Origin of the sequence: Pseudonocardia oceanicola, from assembly GCF_047200735.1 — a bacterium.
In the GTDB taxonomy this organism is placed as follows: Bacteria; Actinomycetota; Actinomycetes; order Mycobacteriales; family Pseudonocardiaceae; genus Pseudonocardia.
This window is the reverse complement of record NZ_JBJZON010000015.1, coordinates 162,132-181,030: the sequence shown is the minus strand read 5'-3', so window position 1 is coordinate 181,030 and position 18,899 is coordinate 162,132. Positions and strand designations below refer to the sequence as shown.

Genomic DNA, 18,899 nt, shown 5'->3' with positions numbered 1-18,899 from the left:
AGCATCCGGGTGACCGACGGGCCGGGTGACCGACGGGTCGGGTGATCGACGGGCGGGGTGATCGACGGGCGGGGTGCGGGCGGCGGCCCTACGCTTGCCTCGTTCCCGGTGGACGATCTTCCTCCCGGAGGCCGACGTGACCGCAGCCGACCTGCGCCCTGCCTCGCTCGACGACACCCGCCCTCGCCCGCATCCGCTCGCTGGAGGAGCGCATCGGCGGGCCGCTCGTGGCGTACGAGGCCGAGTCCCCCTACGCCCCCCTCACCGACGAGCAGCTCGCCGCGATCCGGGAGACGGAGACGGACCTGGGCGTCCGGCTGCTGGCCTACCGCCCCTGACCTGACCTGACCCGACCCGACCCGACCCGACCATGATCCCTGCCCGGGACCGCTCCGGGCCATGGGCGGCCGTCACCGGTCCCGCCCGGTGATCCTCGGCGCCGACCCCGAGCCCGCCCGAGAGCATGATCGCCATCCGGGACTGCTCCCGGCCACATGCGGCCGCGGACCGTCCCTTCCGCTGATCATGAGCTCCGAGTGCCTCGGCGGATCGTCGGCCGGCGCAGGGCCGGTCTCGTGCACCACTGCGAACGACTGCGCTGATCCGGTCCACCGGGCGCAGCTCGTCCGCCACCCTGCGGTCGTGGATCTCGACGGATTGCTGCGGAACCAGGCCGGGGTGCTGTCCCACGCGCAGGCGTTGAGGTGTGGGCTCGCTCCCCGAACGGTCTCGCGGCGGGTCACGGACGGCCGGTGGATCCGTGTGCTGCCCGGTGTGTACCGCGTGGCCAGCCACCGGCACGGTGACGAGGCGCGCGTCCGGGCGGCGTGGCTCTGGCTGGGTGGGAACGCGGTGGTCTCGGGCCCGGCGGCGGCCTACTGGCACGGCATGCTCGACGTCGCGCCGCCGACCGTTCAGGTCACGATCCCCCGCACCGAGCATCGCGGGCCCCGGCCCGGCGTCACCGTCCGGCGGCGCACGCTCGATCCCGCGGATCGCGCCCGGGTCCGCGGCATCGGCATCACCGGGCCGCCGCTCACCGTCCTCGAGACGGCGGTCGCGCTCGATGCCGGCTCCGCGTTCCTCGACCGCGCCCTGCAACGGCACGTCCGCTTCGCGGAGGTGCACCGCGCGTACTCGCGCATGATCGGCAGCCGCGGCTCACGGCGGGCCGGCCGGCTGTTGGCCGCCGCCGCCGACACGGCGGGATCGGACGCGGAACGTCTGATGGTCGCGTTGCTGCGCGAGGCCGGGGTCCGGGGCTGGGTGCTGGGCCACGCGTTCGGCCCGTGGACGATCGATCTCGCGTTCGTCGACGCGCGTGTCGCCGTCGAGTTCGACGGATGGGCGTGGCACGTGGACCAGGTCCGGTTCGCCAACGACCGCCGGAAGGGCAACGCGCTGGTCGGGGCCGGTTGGACGCTGCTGCGCTTCACCTGGCACGACCTCACGACGACGCCGGCGCTCGTGGTCGCCCAGATCGAGCGGGCCGTGTCGGCAGCGGCATGACGGCCCGTCCACGTCCGCTGGGCCGGCTCGCGAGGAGTGATCATCGGGTCGGACGGGTCGCGGCCGCAGATGGCCGTGGACGGTCCGGGACGACGATCACCACCTCGGACGCAGTGGCGCGCCCGCGCACGGCCCCCGGCGCACTCTCCGGTCAGCAGCCGAGGAGGCGCTGGGCGAGGTAGCCCTCGACCTGGTCCAGTGGGATGCGCTCCTGGGCCATGGTGTCCCGCTCCCGGATCGTGACGGCATCGTCCTGCAAGGTGTCGAAGTCGACCGTGATGCAGAACGGGGTGCCGATCTCGTCCTGGCGGCGGTAGCGGCGGCCGATGGCGCCGGCGTCGTCGAACTCGACGTTCCAGTGCTTGCGCAGCGTGGTGGCCAGGTCCCGCGCCTTGGGCGAGAGGTCGGCGTTGCGGGACAACGGGAGCACGGCGGCCTTGACCGGGGCGAGACGCCGGTCGAGCTTCAGCACGACACGGGTGTCGGTGCCGCCCTTGGCGTTGGGGGCCTCCTCCTCGTGGTAGGCCTCGATGAGGAAGGCCATCATCGAGCGCCCGACACCCGCGGCCGGCTCGATGACGTACGGCCGGTACCGCTCCTTCGTGTTCTGGTCGTAGAAGGAGAGGTCGACACCCGAGTGGTTCGAGTGCGTCGTGAGGTCGAAGTCCGTGCGGTTGGCGATGCCCTCGAGCTCGCCCCACTCCTGCCCGACGAAGTCGAAGCGGTACTCGACGTCGACGGTGCGCTTCGAGTAGTGGGAGAGCTTCTCCTTGGGATGCTCGTAGTGCCGCAGGTTCTCCCGCGCGATCCCGAGGTCGACGTACCAGCGGGTGCGCTCGTCGATCCAGTACTGGTGGAGTTCCTCGTCCGTGCCCGGCTCGACGAAGTACTCCATCTCCATCTGCTCGAACTCGCGGGTCCGGAAGATGAAGTTGCCCGGCGTGATCTCGTTGCGGAAGCTCTTGCCCATCTGGCCGATGCCGAACGGCGGCTTCTTGCGCGAGGTCGTCTGCACGTTGAGGAAGTTCACGAAGATGCCCTGCGCGGTCTCCGGGCGCAGGTAGTGCAGGCCCTCCTCGGACTCCACCGGGCCGAGGTAGGTCTTGAGCATCATGTTGAAGTCGCGCGGCTCGGTGTACTGGCCCCGGGTGCCGCAGTGGGGACAGGGGACGTCGGACAGGTCCTCCTCCGACGCCTCCTTGCCGGTGCGCTCGGTGTACTCCTCGGCCAGCTGGTCGGCGCGGAAGCGCTTGTGGCAGTGCTGGCACTCGACGAGCGGGTCGGTGAACACGCCGACGTGGCCGGAGGCGACCCACACCTGACGCGGCAGGATCACCGACGAGTCGATGCCCACCACGTCCTCGCGGCCGGTGACCATCGCCTTCCACCACTGCCGCTTGATGTTCTCCTTGAGCTCCACGCCGAGCGGCCCGTAGTCCCAGGCCGACCGGGTACCGCCGTAGATCTCCCCCGACGCGAAGACGAATCCGCGGCGCTTGGCGAGCGCGACGATGGTCTCGATCTTGGCGGAACTGGGCTTGCTGGCCACGGAGGATCTCCTGGGGAACGGTCCGGGTCGACCCCGCCGGATGCGGGGGCGGAACACCCAGGGTATCGACCGCCCGGGAGCAGCCCCGCTACTCCCCCGCCAGCAATGACGTCCGCCGCTCGACCACGCCTCCGTCGGCCCCGAGGAGCGTCTCGTAGGTGGCGGGAGCGTCGGCCGCCGCCTCGGACAGCAGGGGGACGACGTGCTCGCGGACGGGGAAGGGCGACAGCGCCCGGCGGTAGGCGTCGACCCCGGTGAAGCGCACGGTGAGCACCCAGTACGCCGGGTCGTCGACGGCCCGGCCGGCCTCCCCGCCCAGGCAGCCGGGTTGCGCGGTGAGCAGCTCCAGGGCGCGGGCGAGCCGGTCGGCGAAGGCGGCGGGATCGGCCGGCGCGAAGCGGCACACGAGCAGCACGGGCCGGAGCCTACTTGTTGAAAACGCCTATCATGGGCGGTGCGGCCCGCGAGGCGACGACGCGACCGAGGGCGTGGCCGCCGCCCCCGGGGACTGGACGGTCATGTCGATCACGCACGACCACGAGGGCGCGCTGTGCCCGACCGAGCCCGCGCCCGTCCACCCGCCGCGCACCCTGGCCGCCGCGGGCGACCTGCTCCGCGCCCTCGCCGCGCCCGTCCGGATCGCGATCGTGCTGCAGCTGCTCGACTCCCCGCGCTGCGTGCACGACCTGGTCGACGCCCTCGGAGTCACCCAGCCCCTGATCAGCCAGCACCTGCGGGTGCTCAAGTCCGCAGGCGTGGTCGAGGGCGAGCGAAAGGGCCGCGAGGTGCTGTACTCCCTGGTGGACGACCACCTCGCGCACATCGTCGTCGACGCGGTGGCGCACGTTCAGGAGGACACATGACCACAGGTGGGACCCGCGTGCTGCGCGCGACGAAGCAGCGCGCCGCCGTCTCCGCCCTGCTCGACCGGCTCGACGACTTCCGCTCGGCCCAGGAGATCCACGAGGAGCTCCGCCGCTCCGGCGAGGGCATCGGGCTGACCACGGTCTACCGGGCCCTGCAGACGATGGCCGACGGCGGCGAGGTCGACGTCCTGCGCAACGCCGGCGGCGAGGCCGTCTACCGCCGCTGTTCCTCCGAGGAGCACCACCACCACCTGGTCTGCCGGCGCTGCGGCGCGGCGGAGGAGATCGACGCCCCCGCCGTCGAGGAGTGGACGCAGCGGGTCGCCCAGGAGCACGGTTTCACCGAGATCTCGCACACCGTCGAGATCTTCGGCATCTGCCGCTCCTGCGCCTGAGCGCACCCCGGAGCTGCACGAACGGCACTCTTGTGCGGACCTACCGCACGAACGGCACTCTTGTGCGGCCCGCGCGCCGGATCCCGGCCACACGAACGGCACTTCTGTGCGGACCTACCGCACAAGAGTGCCGTTCGTGCGACAGGCCGCGCGTCAGGACTTCGGCGGCATCCGGATCGCGCCGTCGAGGCGGATGGTCTCCCCGTTCATGTAGTCGTTGGTGAGCACCTCCAGGGCCATCGAGGCGTACTCCTCGGCCTTCCCCAGCCGGTTCGGGTAGACGACGCCCTGGCCGAGCGCGGCCTTGAAGGCCTCGGCCTTCTCGCCCTCGCCGTAGATCGGGGTGTCGATCAGGCCCGGGGCGATGGTGTTGACGCGAATGCCGTGCCGGGCCAGGTCGCGGGCCATCGGCAGGGTCAGGCCGACCACCCCGCCCTTCGACGCCGAGTACGGGGTCTGGCCGATCTGGCCGTCGAACGCCGCCGCGGAGGCCGTGTTGAGGATCGCGCCGCGCGAGGTGCCGTCCTCGAGCGGGTCGGTCTTCGCCATCGCCGACGCCGCGAGCCGCGCGCAGTTGTAGGTGCCCGTCAGGTTCACCCGGACCACGAACTCGAAGGTCTCCAGCGGGACCGGCTCCAGGTCGCGGCCGATGATCCGGGCGGCCCGGCCGAGGCCGGCGCTGTTGACCAGGACCCGCAGCGGGCCGAGCTCGGACGCCGCCTCGACGGCCGCCTTGACCTGCGCCTCGTCGGCGACGTCGGCCTTGGCGAACACACCCCCGATCTCGGCGGCGACCTTCTCACCCCGCTCCTCCTGCAGGTCGAGCACGACGACCTTGGCCCCGCGCTGGGCCAGCAACCGCGCGGTCGCCTCCCCGAGCCCGGACGCACCGCCGGTGACGACGGCCGAGGCTCCCGTGATGTCCATCAACGCTCTCCTCTCCGCGACGGCGTCGGTGCCGCCGTGATGCACGTGCTTTGTCCGCCACTCTGCTGTGCCGGAGGCGTGCTGTCGACCACATCGACGACGCCGGCGGAGTGGCCGGCGTCTCATATCGAGATCGACCCGGCGTCGGCACCGGGTTAGCGTGCGCCGACGCGACGAAGCGGGAGGCGTGCCATGACCGACGGCGGGACCCCAGGGGCATCGGGCCCGGACGCACCGAGCACGGTGCGCAAGCTCGACACACCGGAGTCCGGCGAGCTGGCCCAGCTCTCCGCGGTGTTCGAGGACCTGCAGTACGTGCTGCGCTGCTGTGAGCACCTGGTCGCGGCGCTCGCCGTGCCCCGGCCCGATCCGGTGCTGGTCGAGGCGCTGTGGACCGGAGCGCTCGTCGGGTACGTGCGCTGTTTCTCGGGCCGTACCAAGATCCTCACCGATGCGGACGTCGAGTCCCTCGAGCTCGACGACGAGGTGGTGAAGTTCCACAAGACCTTCCCGACCCTGCGGGACCACTACGCCTCGCGGCACGTCAACCCGCGCGAGGCCTTCACGATCGGCATCGCGCAGGCCAACGACGGGCACCCGACCGGCGTCGCCGTCGTCTCCGCGCCGCGGCCCCCGGTCGACGACACCACGGTCCGGCTGCTCGGCCGGATCTCCTACGGCCTGTCCGGCCTGGTCGACGGCCGGATGCAGGAGGTCCAGGCGCGGGTGCTGGAGAACGCTCGACAGATGAGCGCGGCCCAGCTCGCCGAACTCCCCCTGGTCCATCTCTCGGAGTCCCCGGTCGGCTGACCGGGACGACGTTTCGTCAGGGCGACCGGCGCCGCTCACGACGGGGCAGGCCCAGGGCCGCCACTCCCCCGGCCACCGCGACGGCCAGGATCGTCGGCGCCATCGCGAGCGCGATGGCGTCGCCCGTCGGGACCGGGGGTGCGAGCGCGCCGAACGAGAACCGGGACAGGCCGAGGAGCACCGATGACGCCCGCGCGGGCCCGGTCCGCCGCCGCGGGACTCAGGCGCCCAGCAGTTCGTTCCGCATGCTCGACGCGTTGCTCACGACCAGCATCAGCAGGGTGCCCATCGGGCCCTCGGCCAACCCGGCGGCGGGGAACGCGTAGCGGAGCGTGACGTCCCAGCCCTTCTCCCCGCGCACCACCCGCGGCGTACCGAACAGGCCCTCCCCCACGCCCAGGGCGACGCGGGTGGGCACGTCCGTCGCCGCGTCCCCGGACACGGGCAGGTCCCAGGCGACGACGCAGGTCAGGTTGAGGACGGGCAGGCCCTCCTCCAGCTCCGTGCCCTGCACCACGCAGAGCACGCCGCCGTGGGCGAAGGTGAGCGCGCCGTCCTCGCCGACCTCGACGTCGTGGTAGCGCTCCAGCGCATTGCGGGCGATCTCCAGGCTCACGAGGACCCCGTCCCCTCCGCGTCGGCCCGGTCGATCGCGCCGCCGAACCGGCGGTCCCGCTTCGCGTAGATCTCGATCGCCTCCCAGATGTGCCGGCGGTCGAAGTCGGGGAAGAGCGTGTCGAGGAAGACCATCTCGGCGTAGGCACTCTGCCACAACAGGAAGTTCGACGTCCGCTGCTCGCCGCTCGACCGTACGAAGAGGTCGACGTCGGGCATGTCCGGCTCGTCGAGGTACCTCGCGATCGTCCGCTCGTCGATCTTGTCGGGGCGGATCCTCCCGGCCCGCACCTGCTCGGCGATCTGCTTCACCGCGTCGGCGATCTCGGCCCGGCCGCCGTAGTTCACGCACATGGTGAGGGTGAGGACGTCGTTGTGCCTGGTCTTCTCCTCGGCCACCTCGAGCTCCTTGATCACCGACCGCCACAGCCGCGGCCGGCGGCCGGCCCAGCGGACGCGCACGCCCATCGCGTGCATCTCGTCGACCCGACGCCGGATGACGTCCCGGTTGAAGCCCATGAGGAAACGCACCTCGTCGGGACTGCGCTTCCAGTTCTCGGTGGAGAAGGCGTAGGCGGACAGCCACTTCACACCGATGTCGATACAGCCCCGCGCGACGTCCATCAGCGAGGCCTCACCGCGGCGGTGCCCCTCGATGCGGGGCAGGCCGCGGGCGTTGGCCCAGCGGCCGTTGCCGTCCATGACGAGGGCGACGTGGTTCGGGACCAGCTCCGGCGGGATCGCCGGCGGCCGGGCGCCCGACGGGTGCGGCGGCGGGGGCTGGAAGGGCCCAGGAGTCGGCACGGCCACCGAGCCTACGTCCGCACTCCCTGGACTCGGGGCCCGACCTGCTGTACGCACTGCCCATGGGAGCGTGGTTCACGGAGACGATCGTGGCGACCGGTCGGCTCCCGCTGTTCTGCTTCCTCTGCGCCTTCCTCGTCGCCTTCCTGTTCATCCGGTTCAGCGTGCGGATGATCCGCGCCCAGGTGTCGTGGTGGCCCGGCAACGTCACGCCGGGCGGGCTGCACATCCACCACGTCGTGTTCGGCATGGTGATGATGCTGGTCGCGGGCTTCGGCCTGATCACGGTGGCCGGCGCCGACGCGCTGGTGCCGAACGTGATCCTGGCGAGCCTGTTCGGCATCGGCTCGGCGCTGGTGCTCGACGAGTTCGCGCTGATCCTGCACCTGTCGGACGTCTACTGGAGCACGCAGGGCCGCAGCTCGATCGACGCCGTGTTCGTCGCCTTCACGGTCACCGGGCTGTTCCTGTGCGGGCTGCACCCGCTCGGGCTCGACGACGACCTCGTCGGCGTGACCTCGAGCGATGCCGTCGAGGTCGTGCTCACGCTGGTCTTCTTCGCCCTGCAGCTGCTGCTCGTGGTGATCACGCTGGCCAAGGGGAAGCTGTGGACCGGGCTGCTCGGGCTGTTCCTCACCCCGCTGCTGTTCTTCACGGCGATCCGGCTGGCCCGGCCCGGCTCGCCCTGGGCGCGTTGGCGGTACCTGGCACGGCCGAAGAAGATGGAGCGCGCCGTGCACCGGGAGAAGCGCTTCCGGGTGCCGGTCGTCCGGGCGAAGATCGCGGTGCAGGAGGCGATCGCCGGCCGCTTCGACGCCGACCCCGAGCAGCGGCACGCCGTCACCGAGGCCGCGCACCGGGAGGCGGAGCGGGCCGCGGTCGAGGCGGCCGAGGCCGTCCGGCAGGCGGGCCCGATCGGCACCCCCCGCACCTCGCGTGTCGTCGCGCCCCCACCCGAGCGCATCATGGAACCATAACGCGCCCACGAGCCCGCGACAGACGCATTATGGAACCATGATGCGCCCACACGCCCCATTCAGGCGCGTTATGGAACCATAATGCGCGCACGTCCCCGCTCCAGACCCGTTATCAGGGCGATGCGGCCGCAGAGGCGGCCCGGACGCGTCGGCACGAACTCACACGATCGGGGTCGCCCCGGGCGCGGCGGCCGTCGTGGGGTCCCCGCGACGCTCCACGAAGGGCAGCGAGCGGAGCTGGCGCTCGAGGTGCCACTGCAGGTGCGCGGCGACGAGGCCGGAGGTGTCGCGCCGGGTGGGGGCCTCGGCGGCGTCGGCGACCTCCCAGTCGCCGTGCAGCAGGGCGTCGAGCAGGGCGAACACCGCGGGGCCGGGCAGGACCGAGCCCGGTGGGCGGCAGACCTCGCACACCGCCCCGCCGCCCGCGACGCTGAACGCCCGGTGCGGTCCCGGCGAGGCGCACTTGGCGCACTCGGTGATCGCCGGCGCCCAGCCCGCGTGGCTCATCGCGCGGAGCAGGAAGGCGTCGAGGATGAGCGACGCGTCCCGCTCCCGCCCGACGAGCGCCCGGACCGCACCGACGAGCAGCAGGTAGACCCGCAGCGTCTCCCCGCCCCCCTCCTCGGACACGAGCCGGTCGGCGGTCTCGAGCATCGCGCAGCCCGCGGTGTAGCGGGAGTAGTCGGAGACGACGCCGGTGCCGAACGCGTCGAGCGTCTGGCACTGGGTGATGACGTCGAGGCTGCGCCCGGTGTAGCACTGCACGTCGACGTGGTTGAACGGCTCGAGCCGCGCGCCCCAGCGCGACCGCGTGCGGCGCACGCCCTTCGCGACCGCCCGGATCTTGCCGTGCCGCCGGGTCAGCAGCGTGACGATCCGGTCCGCCTCGCCCAGCTTCTGCACGCGCAGCACCACACCGGTGTCGCGGTACAGGGTGCTCACCGGTGAAGCCTACGACCCGCGGCCCGCGCGCACCTACGACGGGCCGACGGCCCCTTGACCGGCCCCGACGGCCCGAGGAACGTGTGCCGCCCGCGGGCGACGCCCCCGGGACCGTGCAGTTGCGAGGTGGAGCGGTTCGGCCACGGACCGCGACCGAGGAGGACACCATGAGCGTCATCGTCATGATCACGTTGCCGGGGGTCGGCGAGGAGCGGCTCCTCGAGGTGAACCGGTCCCATGAGGCGGCCATGAAGCGGATCATCGAGGACGGGCAGGCCCGGGGCGGGATCCACCACGCCTTCGCCGTCGCCGAGGACGGCTCGTGCGTCGTGATCGACGAGTGGACCTCCCGTGAGGCGTTCGACGCCTTCTTCGCCGAGCAGCAGGAGATCCCGGAGGTCATGCGCGAGGCGGGGGCCACGGGATCCCCCACGGTCACCACCTACCGGGTCCTGGAGACCTCCGACCGGTTCTGACCCCTACGCCGGCGGCCGCGGTCGGAAGGGCTGTTCGACGCCCGGCCCCTTCTGCAGCACGAGCGCCGTCGAGGGCGGCACCTCGTGCCAGAGCCCGGGCAGGTCGGTCAGCGGCTCGGACACGACCGCCCGGGACTCCTCGGAGAAGTGCTGCCAGCGCTCGTCCGCGGGGTAGAGCCGGCGCAGCGCGTCGACCTCGCTGCTCACGTACAAGGTGTTGACGACCGGGCCGCTGGCGTACCGGACGGCGTAGAGCCGCTCGCCGTCGGCGACCCCGACCGTCATCTGCAGCGGGTGATCGGAGCCGACGGCGCGGCCGGCGGCCTCCACGTAGCCGGCCATCCGCTCCAGCGCGGGCAGCGGCTCCTCCTCCAGCCCGAACGTGAGCGCGAGGTGGAAGAGGACCTCCGAGTCGGTGCTGCCCCGGACGTTGTCGAAGAGATCGGGCCGGACGGCGAAGAGCAGGCCCCGGCGCAGCTCGGCCCACCGGTCGACGAAGCCGTTGTGGACGAAGATCCAGTTGCGGTACCGGAAGGGATGACAGTTCGTCTGCTGCACGGGTGTGCCGGTGGCCGCGCGGACGTGCGCGAGGAACAGCCCTGACTGCACGACGCCCGCGATCTCGCGCAGGTTCTGGTCGCCCCAGGCCGGCGACTCGCTGCGGTAGAGCGCGGCGTCCGGTCCCTTCCCGTACCAGCCCAGCCCGAAACCGTCGCCGTTCGCGATGGCGCTGTCCGGGGCGGCGCGCCTGCTCTGCTCGATGAGCGAGTGCCGGGTGTCGTAGATCAGTTCCTTCGGCTCGAGGGGACTGCCGAAGTAGCCCAGCCACCGGCACATCGGCGCCTCCCTGGTCGCGTCCGCATCAGGCTGACGTACCCCGTACGCCCGCTACCTCACCCCGGCGAGACGACCTCGGCGGACGACGGATCGCCGCGGCCGTGCCCGTCGGACCTCGCCGAGCCCGGTCGGACCCCGCGGGCGTCGCCGCAGGTCGCGGAACCGGGTCGGCCGGCCTGGCTCGAAGCGGATCAGAAGCCGAGCTTGCGCAGCTGACGCGGGTCGCGCTGCCAGTCCTTCGCGACGGTGACGTGCAGGTCGAGGAAGATCTTGGTGCCGAGCAGCGACTCGATCTGCTTCCGGGCGGCCGTGCCGACGTGCCGCAGCCGCTCGCCGCCGCGGCCGATCACGATGCCCTTCTGGCTCTGCCGCTCCACGAAGATCGTGGCGTGCACGTCGAGCATCGGGTCGTCGGCGGGCCGGTCCTCGCGCTCGATCATCTCCTGGACGACGACGGCGATCGAGTGCGGCAGCTCGTCGCGGACCCCCTCCAGCGCGGCCTCGCGGACCAGCTCGGCGACCAGGGTCTCCTCCGGCTCGTCGGTCAGCTCGCCGTCCGGGTACAGCGGCGGACCCTCGGGCAGCTTCGCGACCAGCAGGTCCGCGAGCAGCTGCACCTGGTACCCGCTCGTCGCCGAGCACGGCACCACGTCCGCGAACTCCATCAGCTCGGTCATCTGCGTGAGCCGTTCGGCGATCTGCTGCGGCTGCGCCTTGTCCGTCTTCGTGACGACGCCCACGACCGGTGTGCGGCCCGCGACCGACCTCAGCTCGTCGGCGATGAACTCGTCGCCGCGGCCGACCGGCTGGTCCGCGGGCACACAGAAGCCGATGACGTCGACCTCGGCCCAGGTCTCCCGCACGACGTCGTTGAGCCGGGAGCCGAGCAGGGTCCGGGGCTTGTGCAGCCCGGGAGTGTCGACCACGACGAGCTGCGCGTCAGGCCGGTGCACGATCCCGCGGATGGCGTGCCGGGTGGTCTGCGGGCGCGACGACGTGATCGCGATCTTCTGACCGATCAGCGCGTTCGTCAGCGTCGACTTGCCGGCGTTGGGCCGTCCGACGAAGCACGCGAAGCCGGAGCGGAAGTCCTCCGGCCAGGACCCGAATGCGGTCATGATGCCTCGCTTCGCTCGGCCTGTGAGTGCGGACAGTCGCTCTGGCGACTGTCCGCACTCACAGGGGACCCGGGTTGTCGCCGGTGAGCCGCTCGAGGATCTCGCGGCCGATGGGCAGGGCGGCGGTGGCCGCCGGGGAGGGCGCGTTGAGCACGTGCAGGATCGAGCCCGGGCCCCGGACCCCGCCGGCACCGCCCTGCTCGACGAAGAGGAAGTCGTCGACGAGGGTGCCGTCCGGCTTCACGGCCTGCGCCCGCACCCCGGCGCCCGCGGGCGTGAGGTGACGCGCCTCGACCTCCGGCAGCATCCGCTGGATCTGGGCGACCATGGCCGCCCTGGACAGCGACCGGTGCACCTCGCCGAGCCCGTAGCGCCAGTGCCGTTTCGCGACCCGCAGCATCCCGGGGTACACCAGCGAGCCCAGCAGCTCCTTGGGCTTGACCGTGCCCCACGAGTAGCCCTCGCGGGCCAGCGCGAGGACGGCGTTGGGCCCGGCGTGGACGTGCCCGTCGATGCCGCGGGTGGCGTGCACCCCGAGGAACGGGAAGGCCGGGTCCGGGACCGGGTAGATCAGGCCCTTGACCAGCTCCGCCGCGTCGTCGGTGAAGCCCGAGTACTCCCCGCGGAACGGGATGATCCGCACGCCAGGATCCACGCCGGCGGCGCGCGCGAGCTCGTCGCAGCGCAGCCCGCCGCACACCACGACGCGCTCCCCCAGCAGGTCGCCCTGCGCGGTGCGGACCACGACGTCGGGCCGGGACGAGGTCCCCCGCCGGACCATCCCGGTGACCGCGCGGCCGAGGTGGATCTCGCCGCCCTCCTTGGCCACCAGCTCGCCGAGCTTCTCCGCGATCGCCCGGTAGTCGCAGATCCCGGTCGACGGCACCCACAGCGCCTCGAGCCCGCGGACGTGCGGCTCCCGCTCGCGGATGCCCTCCGCGTCGAGCCGCTGCGTCTCGACCCCGTTGGCCGCTCCGCGCCGCTCCAGCTCCGCCATCCGCGGCAGCTCCTCGGGCTCGGTGGCCACGACCAGCTTCCCGCACACCTGGTGCGGCAGGTCGTGCTCGCGGCAGAAGGCGACGGTCTCGGCGCACCCGGCCACCGCCAGCCGGGCCTTCAGCCCGCCCGGGGCGTAGTAGAGCCCGGAGTGGATCACGTTGGAGTTGTGGCCGGTCTGGTGGTCCGCCAGCCGCGACTCCCGTTCGACGACGGCGACGCTTCGCCCGCTGCGGACCGCCGCGTGCGCGGTGGCCAGGCCGACGATCCCGCCGCCGACGACGACGAGGTCGTACCGGGGTGTGCTCATGCGGGCGTCAGCACGCTCACGACGGCGCCGGACGCGTCGGCCACGATCACCGGCGCGGCCGCGGTCAGGTCGCGCACCGCGGCGACCGAGGCCTCGTCCGCCTCGCCGCTCTCGGTGACGACGGCGGCGGCCTCCAGCCCCGGCGCCCCGCTGGACACGGCGGCCGCCACGGCCGCCTGCAGGGCCGTGAGCCGCAGGGACGGCAGCGCGACGGAGGCTGCGGCGTAGGTGCGGCCGTCCGTGTCGCGGACCGCGGCACCCTCGGCGGCGCCGGTGCGGGCGCGCGAGGAGCGCGCCAGCGTGACGATCTTGGCGTCCTCGGCGTCGAGCTCGGTCGGGTCACTGCCGGACATCGGTCTCCTCCCGGACGTCGACCTGCTCGGCGGCGTCCTCCCTCTGGTCGCTGGCTTCGCTGGCGTCGGCCGGTTCCGGTACGGCCACGGGCGTGACCAGCACCGACGTGATACGGATGCGGCCGCGGGCGTCCTTGCCGCCCTCGCCGCGCAGGTGGAGCAGCCCCTCGACCTCGGCCTCGGCGCCGGGCAGCGGGACCTTGCCCAGCCGCTGCGCGAGCAGCCCGCCGATGGTGTCGACGTCGGCCTCGCCCAGTGCCTCGCGCAGCTGCTCCTCGCGCTCGGTACCGCTGAACTCGCCGGCGAACAGCTCGGTCAGGTCCTCCACGGGCAGCCGGGCGGCCAACCGCAGGGTGCCGCCGTCGAGCCGCTGCACCTCGGGCACCTCGTCGGTGTCGTACTCGTCGGAGATGTCGCCGACGATCTCCTCGAGGATGTCCTCGATCGTGACGACGCCGGCGGTGCCGCCGTACTCGTCGACCACGACGGCCATGTGGTTGCGGGTGCGCTGCATGTCCTTGAGCAGCTCGTCGATCCGCTTGGAGTCGGGCACGAACACCGGTGGCCGCACGACCTCGACGAGCCGCGCGTCCGGCCGGTCCCAGCCCGCACCGACCAGGTCCTTGAGGTAGGCGACGCCGATGACGTCGTCGATCCCCTCGCCGAGCACCGGGATCCGGGAGTAGCCGCTCTTCAGCGCGAGCCGGACGACCTTCTGGACCGGCGTGTCCTGCTCGGCCCACACGACGTCGGGCCGGGGCTGCATGACGTCCCGGACGATCGTGTCGCCCAGCTCGAAGACCGAGTGGATCATCTTCCGCTCGCCCTCCTCGACGACGCCGCTGGTGCTGGCCATGTCGACGAGCTCGCGCAGCTCGACCTCGGAGGAGAACGGGCCCTCGCGGAAGCCGCGGCCCGGCGTGATCGCGTTGCCGACCAGGATGAGCAGCTTGGTCAGCGGGCTGAGCAGGGTCGCGATGATCCGCACCGGCGCGGCGACGGCCAGCCCCAGCGCGTACGGGTGCTGGCGGCCGAGAGTACGGGGGCCCACCCCGATCAGGACGTAGCTGACCACGACCATGATCACCGCCGCCAGCAGGACACCGACCCAGGCCGGGTCGAACCAGCTCGCCAGCGCGATGGTGAGCAGGACCGTCGCGACCGTCTCGCTCATCAGCCGCAGCAGGATCAGCAGGTTGACGTAGCGGGCCCGGTCGTCGACGACCGTGGACAGCGCCCGGGACCCGGGCCGGTTCGCCCGGACCAGGTCCGTGACCCGCGCGCGCGAGATCGAGGTGAGTGCGGCATCGGCGGCCGCGCACAACCCGGCGACGGGGATCAGGACGATCGCGACGGCGAGCAGGCCGGCGGCGTTCATCTACTCTCCTGCGGTGGTCGGGCGGGTGCCGTCAGCGTTGCTCGGTGGGGTCGGCCGGCGCGTCGAGCCCGACGGCGCCCAGCAGGCGGGAGTCGCTGCGCCGCTGGGCCTCGCGGGCCGCGGCCTGCGCCCGCTCGGTGCGCCAGTCGTGCAGCAGCCGGTTCTGCAGCGCGAACATCTCGCGCTCCTCGTCCGGCTCGGCGTGGTCGTAGCCGAGCAGGTGGAGCACGCCGTGCACGGTCAGCAGGTGCAGCTCGTCGGAGAGCGCGTGCCCGGCCTTGACCGCCTGGTCCTTGGCGAACGCCGGGCAGAGCACGATGTCGCCGAGCAGCGCGGGGCCGATCTCCGGGGCGTCCGGGCGGCGGGTGTCGTCGACCAGCTCGTCCATCGGGAAGGACATGACGTCCGTGGGCCCGGGCTCGTCCATCCACCGCTCGTGCAGCTCGGCCATGGTGTCGAGGGTGACCGCGGTGATCGCCAGCTCGACGGCGGGGCTGACCCGCATGGCGTCGAGCGCGTACCGGGCGACGGACACGATCAGCGACTCGTCGACGGCGACGCCGGACTCGTTGACGACCTCGATGCTCACGGCGGTTCTCGGACCAACCTTCTCGGCGCGACCTGGGGCGGGACTCCGACGAGGGTAGTCGCACCGGGCCGGGTCGCACTCAGTCGGCGTCCCTCCCGGCGCCTGTGTCGGCGTCCGGGGCCCCGTCCGCCGGCTCGGCCCCGAGCAGCGCGCGCACCGCGGCGGCATCCGGCGCGGTGAGGGCCCGCCCGGCGAGGGCTCGCGCCGCCTCCGCGTCCACCCCCCGGACGGCCTGCTTGACCAGCGCGACCGCCGGCGGCGCGACCGAGAGCTCGCGGATCCCGAGCCCGACGAGTACCGGGGTCGCGACCGGGTCGGCGGCGAGCTCGCCGCACACCGCGACCAGGGCGGGGCCGGCGCCGCGGCAGGTGGCGTCGACCAACCGCAGGACCGCCGGGGAGAGCGGGTCGGCGAGGGCCGCGACCTCGGCCGAGCCCCGCTCCGCCGCGAGCGTGTACTGGGTGAGGTCGTTCGTACCGATGCTGAGGAAGTCCACCGCGGGGGCGAACGCGGCCGCGGTCAGGGCCGTCGCGGGCACCTCCACCATGATCCCGACCTCGAGCCCCGGCGGGCGGCCGCGGCCCTCCGCGGTGATGGCCTCGTCGAGGGCGGCCCGGGCGGCGTACAGCTCGGCGGGCACGGTGACCATGGGGAACATCACGCTGACCGGCGTCGCACGGGCGGTCCGGACGATCGCGCGGAGCTGGTCGGCGAGCAGGTCCGGGCGGCGCAGGGCCAGCCGCAGCCCGCGGACGCCGAGGAACGGGTTCGCCTCAGCAGGCATCGGCACGTACGGCAGGGGCTTGTCGCCGCCGACGTCGAGGGTGCGCAGGACGATCCGGCGCCCGCCGAGCGCCTCGGCGACGGCCCGGTAGGCCGCCTCCTGCTCGTCGACGCCGGGGGGCTCGGCCCGATCGAGGAAGAGGAACTCGGTGCGGACCAGGCCGGCGAGATCGGCGCCGGTGCCGGCGGCGCCCGCCGCGTCGGCGCCGACGTTCACGCCGACCAGGATCCCGGTGCCGTCGCGGGTGCGGGCGGGCTCGTCCGCCCGGGCGCGAGCCGAGGCCTCCTGCTCGGCGCGGCGGGCGAGTCGTGCCGCGTAGGCTGCCGTGACCTCGGCGGCCGGGTCGACGACGAGGCGGCCCGCCGTGCCGTCGAGCGCGAGGGTGGTGCCGGGATCCAGGTTCAGCACGGCCGGGCCCGCCCCGACCACGGCGGGGATGCCGCGGGCGCGCAGCAGGATCGCGGCATGACCGGTGGCGCTGCCGCCGGCCAGGACGACCCCGGCCACGTCCTCCGGCTCGAGCACCGCCGCCTCGGCGGGCGTGAGGTCCGCGGCGACGAGCACGACCCGCCCGGCAGAGCCGGCCGGCCCGACGGAACCGGTCCGCCCGGCGGAACCGGTCGGCCCGGCGGAACCGGTCGGCCCGACGGAACCGGTCGGCCCGACGGAACCGGTCGGCTCGCGGTCCGGCTCGGGCGGGGTCGGCGCGCTCAGCGGTGGGCCCCCGGAACTCGCGACTCGCGCTGCCGGATCTCCCGAGTCACGGGGTGCTGTTCCGCGGGTCGGCAGATCCGGCAGCGCGAGTCGGGAGCTGCCGGTCAGCAGGGCGCGGAGGACCTCGTCGCCGACGGCGCGGACGTCGGCGGCGCGGGCGCGGAGGTACTCGCCGGGGAGCGCGGCGAGCGTGCGTTCGGCGTCGTCGACGGCGGCCGCCCAGGCCGCTGGGGCCGCCTCGCCGGCAGCGATGCCGGAGTGCGCGGCGTCGACGAGGGCGGGATCGTCGAGCATCGTCAGGTGGGCGTCGAAGATCGCGGCCTCGGAGGCCGGGGTGGCGTCGCGCACGGCCGCGATCGTGCGGCGTGCCTCGTCGAGGGCGTGGTCCAGGCGCTCCCGTTCGCGCTCGGGATCGTCGGCCTTCTCGTCGGGAACCCGCAGCTCGACGGCCCGGTGCAGCCGCGCCGGCCCGATCGCGATGCCGGGGGAGGCGGGCAGGGCCCCGCTCCCCTGCCCGAACCCCGCCGCTCCGACGACGGGCGCCGGCGTCCCGGGGGCCGGTGTGGTGGGGGCCGGTGTGGTGGGGGCCGGTGTGGTGGGGGCCGGTGTGGTGGGGGCCGGTGTGGTGGGGGCCGGTGTGGTGGGGGGTGAGGCGGTGGAGGCTGCGGGGGCCCCGGCGGCAGCAGTCGACCCGGCCGGGACCGGGGCGCCGGCAGTCGACGGGGCCGGGGCCGGGGCGCCGGCAGCCGACGCGGCGGCAGTGGACGCGGCGCCAGGAGCCGAGGCGGCAGGCGACGGGGCGACAGGCGACGGGGCGACAGGGGTCGGGGCGGCAGGGGTCGGGGCGGCAGGGGTCGGGGCGGCAGGCGACGTGGTCGGTGGCGCGTCGCCGAAGCCCTCCGCGGCGAGGGCGAGGAGGGCGTCGACGGCCTCGCGCGCCTCCGGTCCCCGCGCGCGGACCTCGACCTCGGCCCCCGCCCCCGCGTCGAGCGAGGCCACGCCGGTGAGGCTCGCTGCGGGAACGGGGCCGCGGCCCGTCCGGGGCACGCGCAGCTCCACCCGGGCGTCGAACCCGCGCAGGGCCTGGACCAGCACGGCCGCGGGGCGGGCGTGCAGCCCGTGCGGCGGGGTCACCACGAAGGTGCCCGTCGCCTGGGCCCCGGCTCCGACCCCGCCCTCCCGGTCGACCCCCTTCCCGTCGACCCCCTTCCCGTCGACCCCCTTCCCGTCGACCCCGCCCGCATCGACCCCGCCCTCGTCGACCCCCACGGAGTCGCCCGGCTCGAGTCCCCACCCGACGGGGCCGCCCTCCGCGCCGACCGGTCCGGCCCCGCCCTCCGCACCACCGCCAGGCCCGGCCCCACCCTCCGCACCACCGGCAGGCCCGGGCTGCGCGGCCGACCCGACGACGGGCGGCGGTGCGTCGACCGGCCCGAGCTGGGCCGCCTTCGCGTCGGCACCCGCGACCGCCTCCGCCGCCACCCCGGCCCGGTCCGCCCCGCCCGCTGCCGCGACGGCGGCGGCGACCAGGCCCTCCACCAGCGGGGCCGGGCAGAGCAGCACCCGATCCCGGGCCGACGGATCCTCGAGCAGCTCCAGCGCGACCTCCGCGGACAGCACGGCGCTGCCGAGGTCCATCAGGACGACGACCCCGGCACCTGCATCGGCCGCAGTGATGGCCTCGGCGACGGCGGTCGCGTCGGTGCCGAACGTGGTGGCGTCGAGGCCGGCCGCCACCTCGACCCGGACCGCCTCCCCCGCCGGCCCGTGCAGCATCTCGCGGGCCAGCGCCACCGCGGCCTCGCCGAGAGCCCGGCTGTGCGACACGGCGACGAGACCGACGGGCGGACCGGCGGCGGCCACGCCACGCCCGGACGATCCGGATGGCCCGGACGGCCCCGCGACGGCCGCACCTGCGGCCACAGCGCCGGCCCCCGCTCCCCCGGTGCC

General features: G+C 73.9%; 20 protein-coding genes. 6 read left to right on the top strand and 14 right to left on the bottom strand.

What is annotated here, in order from left to right; translation table 11 throughout:
* The first annotated feature begins 642 nt into the window (after positions 1-642).
* The gene (locus tag ACL02T_RS21355; protein WP_412832495.1) at positions 643-1,509 is read left to right on the top strand and encodes a type IV toxin-antitoxin system AbiEi family antitoxin domain-containing protein; all 867 of its coding nucleotides are present in this window, start codon (positions 643-645) and stop codon (positions 1,507-1,509) included.
* A 151-nt stretch (positions 1,510-1,660) separates the two neighbouring features.
* Here ACL02T_RS21355 and ACL02T_RS21350 read toward each other — a convergent pair whose 3' ends face one another.
* A complete protein-coding gene (locus ACL02T_RS21350) occupies positions 1,661-3,058 on the bottom strand; it encodes a glycine--tRNA ligase (RefSeq protein ID WP_412832494.1) in 1,398 nt (465 codons plus the stop codon).
* Positions 3,059-3,146: 88 nt separating this feature from the next.
* Entirely contained in the window at positions 3,147-3,473 is a 327-nt protein-coding gene (locus tag ACL02T_RS21345) for an antibiotic biosynthesis monooxygenase (protein ID WP_412832493.1), read from the bottom strand.
* Between the two features lie 103 nt (positions 3,474-3,576).
* Between ACL02T_RS21345 and ACL02T_RS21340 the strand changes: the two genes are divergently transcribed.
* Both ACL02T_RS21340 and ACL02T_RS21335 read left to right on the top strand, forming a co-directional pair.
* Positions 3,577-3,921 (top strand): ArsR/SmtB family transcription factor, encoded by a 345-nt coding sequence (locus ACL02T_RS21340; protein WP_412832504.1) that lies wholly within the window; start codon positions 3,577-3,579, stop codon positions 3,919-3,921.
* The gene (locus ACL02T_RS21335) at positions 3,918-4,319 is read left to right on the top strand and encodes a Fur family transcriptional regulator (protein WP_412832492.1); all 402 of its coding nucleotides are present in this window, start codon (positions 3,918-3,920) and stop codon (positions 4,317-4,319) included. The genes ACL02T_RS21340 and ACL02T_RS21335 overlap by 4 nt, the downstream gene beginning before the upstream one ends.
* A 153-nt stretch (positions 4,320-4,472) precedes the next feature.
* Here the strand turns inward: ACL02T_RS21335 and ACL02T_RS21330 are convergent, their stop codons facing one another.
* A complete protein-coding gene (locus tag ACL02T_RS21330) occupies positions 4,473-5,246 on the bottom strand; it encodes an SDR family NAD(P)-dependent oxidoreductase (RefSeq protein ID WP_412832491.1) in 774 nt (257 codons plus the stop codon).
* A gap of 192 nt (positions 5,247-5,438) precedes the next feature.
* On the opposite strand from ACL02T_RS21330, the gene ACL02T_RS21325 reads away from it, so the two are divergent.
* Positions 5,439-6,056 carry a hypothetical protein gene (locus tag ACL02T_RS21325; RefSeq protein ID WP_412832490.1) on the top strand — a complete coding sequence of 206 codons (618 nt, stop codon included), beginning with the start codon at positions 5,439-5,441 and terminating at the stop codon, positions 6,054-6,056.
* Positions 6,057-6,072: 16 nt separating this feature from the next.
* On the opposite strand, the gene ACL02T_RS21320 is transcribed toward ACL02T_RS21325, so the two are convergent.
* The 3 genes from ACL02T_RS21320 to ACL02T_RS21310 are packed head-to-tail and all read right to left on the bottom strand — an operon-like array spanning position 6,073 to position 7,475.
* A complete protein-coding gene (locus ACL02T_RS21320; RefSeq protein WP_412832489.1) occupies positions 6,073-6,237 on the bottom strand; it encodes a hypothetical protein in 165 nt (54 codons plus the stop codon).
* 39 nt (positions 6,238-6,276) lie between these two features.
* The gene (locus ACL02T_RS21315; protein WP_412832488.1) at positions 6,277-6,672 is read right to left on the bottom strand and encodes a hypothetical protein; all 396 of its coding nucleotides are present in this window, start codon (positions 6,670-6,672) and stop codon (positions 6,277-6,279) included.
* Positions 6,669-7,475: an isoprenyl transferase gene (locus ACL02T_RS21310; protein WP_412832487.1), complete on the bottom strand. Its 807-nt coding sequence runs from the start codon at positions 7,473-7,475 to the stop codon at positions 6,669-6,671. The genes ACL02T_RS21315 and ACL02T_RS21310 overlap by 4 nt, the downstream gene beginning before the upstream one ends.
* 62 nt (positions 7,476-7,537) lie before the next feature.
* On the opposite strand from ACL02T_RS21310, the gene ACL02T_RS21305 reads away from it, so the two are divergent.
* Positions 7,538-8,452: a hypothetical protein gene (locus tag ACL02T_RS21305; protein ID WP_412832486.1), complete on the top strand. Its 915-nt coding sequence runs from the start codon at positions 7,538-7,540 to the stop codon at positions 8,450-8,452.
* A 159-nt stretch (positions 8,453-8,611) separates the two neighbouring features.
* Here ACL02T_RS21305 and recO read toward each other — a convergent pair whose 3' ends face one another.
* Positions 8,612-9,394 carry a DNA repair protein RecO gene (gene recO / locus ACL02T_RS21300; RefSeq protein WP_412832485.1) on the bottom strand — a complete coding sequence of 261 codons (783 nt, stop codon included), beginning with the start codon at positions 9,392-9,394 and terminating at the stop codon, positions 8,612-8,614.
* Between the two features lie 167 nt (positions 9,395-9,561).
* On the opposite strand from recO, the gene ACL02T_RS21295 reads away from it, so the two are divergent.
* Entirely contained in the window at positions 9,562-9,870 is a 309-nt protein-coding gene (locus ACL02T_RS21295) for a hypothetical protein (protein ID WP_412832484.1), read from the top strand.
* 3 nt (positions 9,871-9,873) lie between these two features.
* On the opposite strand, the gene ACL02T_RS21290 is transcribed toward ACL02T_RS21295, so the two are convergent.
* From ACL02T_RS21290 to ptsP, 7 genes are all read right to left on the bottom strand, one after another.
* On the bottom strand, positions 9,874-10,707 hold the full coding sequence (locus ACL02T_RS21290) for a class II glutamine amidotransferase (RefSeq protein ID WP_412832483.1): 834 nt from the start codon (positions 10,705-10,707) through the stop codon (positions 9,874-9,876).
* 191 nt (positions 10,708-10,898) lie between these two features.
* Positions 10,899-11,825: a GTPase Era gene (gene era, locus ACL02T_RS21285; protein WP_412832482.1), complete on the bottom strand. Its 927-nt coding sequence runs from the start codon at positions 11,823-11,825 to the stop codon at positions 10,899-10,901.
* 58 nt (positions 11,826-11,883) lie between these two features.
* Entirely contained in the window at positions 11,884-13,131 is a 1,248-nt protein-coding gene (gene lhgD, locus ACL02T_RS21280) for an L-2-hydroxyglutarate dehydrogenase (protein WP_412832481.1), read from the bottom strand.
* Positions 13,128-13,484 carry a cytidine deaminase-like protein gene (locus tag ACL02T_RS21275; protein WP_412832480.1) on the bottom strand — a complete coding sequence of 119 codons (357 nt, stop codon included), beginning with the start codon at positions 13,482-13,484 and terminating at the stop codon, positions 13,128-13,130. The genes lhgD and ACL02T_RS21275 overlap by 4 nt, the downstream gene beginning before the upstream one ends.
* Positions 13,471-14,862 carry a hemolysin family protein gene (locus tag ACL02T_RS21270; protein WP_412832479.1) on the bottom strand — a complete coding sequence of 464 codons (1,392 nt, stop codon included), beginning with the start codon at positions 14,860-14,862 and terminating at the stop codon, positions 13,471-13,473. The genes ACL02T_RS21275 and ACL02T_RS21270 overlap by 14 nt, the downstream gene beginning before the upstream one ends.
* A 31-nt stretch (positions 14,863-14,893) precedes the next feature.
* A complete protein-coding gene (gene ybeY, locus ACL02T_RS21265; protein WP_412832478.1) occupies positions 14,894-15,451 on the bottom strand; it encodes an rRNA maturation RNase YbeY in 558 nt (185 codons plus the stop codon).
* A gap of 79 nt (positions 15,452-15,530) precedes the next feature.
* Entirely contained in the window at positions 15,531-18,812 is a 3,282-nt protein-coding gene (gene ptsP, locus ACL02T_RS21260) for a phosphoenolpyruvate--protein phosphotransferase (RefSeq protein ID WP_412832477.1), read from the bottom strand.
* Between the last annotated feature and the right edge of the window lie 87 nt (positions 18,813-18,899).

What these genes read in the sequence shown, in the direction of transcription:
- ACL02T_RS21340 (WP_412832504.1), top strand. Translation starts at nt 3,577, where the DNA reads ATGTCGATCACGCACGACCACGAGGGCGCGCTGTGCCCGACCGAGCCC.
- ACL02T_RS21335 (WP_412832492.1), top strand. Translation starts at nt 3,918, where the DNA reads ATGACCACAGGTGGGACCCGCGTGCTGCGCGCGACGAAGCAGCGCGCC.
- ACL02T_RS21330 (WP_412832491.1), bottom strand. Translation starts at nt 5,246, where the DNA reads ATGGACATCACGGGAGCCTCGGCCGTCGTCACCGGCGGTGCGTCCGGG.
- ACL02T_RS21325 (WP_412832490.1), top strand. Translation starts at nt 5,439, where the DNA reads ATGACCGACGGCGGGACCCCAGGGGCATCGGGCCCGGACGCACCGAGC.
- ACL02T_RS21305 (WP_412832486.1), top strand. Translation starts at nt 7,538, where the DNA reads ATGGGAGCGTGGTTCACGGAGACGATCGTGGCGACCGGTCGGCTCCCG.
- ACL02T_RS21295 (WP_412832484.1), top strand. Translation starts at nt 9,562, where the DNA reads ATGAGCGTCATCGTCATGATCACGTTGCCGGGGGTCGGCGAGGAGCGG.
- ACL02T_RS21290 (WP_412832483.1), bottom strand. Translation starts at nt 10,707, where the DNA reads ATGTGCCGGTGGCTGGGCTACTTCGGCAGTCCCCTCGAGCCGAAGGAA.
- era (WP_412832482.1), bottom strand. Translation starts at nt 11,825, where the DNA reads ATGACCGCATTCGGGTCCTGGCCGGAGGACTTCCGCTCCGGCTTCGCG.
- lhgD (WP_412832481.1), bottom strand. Translation starts at nt 13,131, where the DNA reads ATGAGCACACCCCGGTACGACCTCGTCGTCGTCGGCGGCGGGATCGTC.
- ACL02T_RS21275 (WP_412832480.1), bottom strand. Translation starts at nt 13,484, where the DNA reads ATGTCCGGCAGTGACCCGACCGAGCTCGACGCCGAGGACGCCAAGATC.
- ACL02T_RS21270 (WP_412832479.1), bottom strand. Translation starts at nt 14,862, where the DNA reads ATGAACGCCGCCGGCCTGCTCGCCGTCGCGATCGTCCTGATCCCCGTC.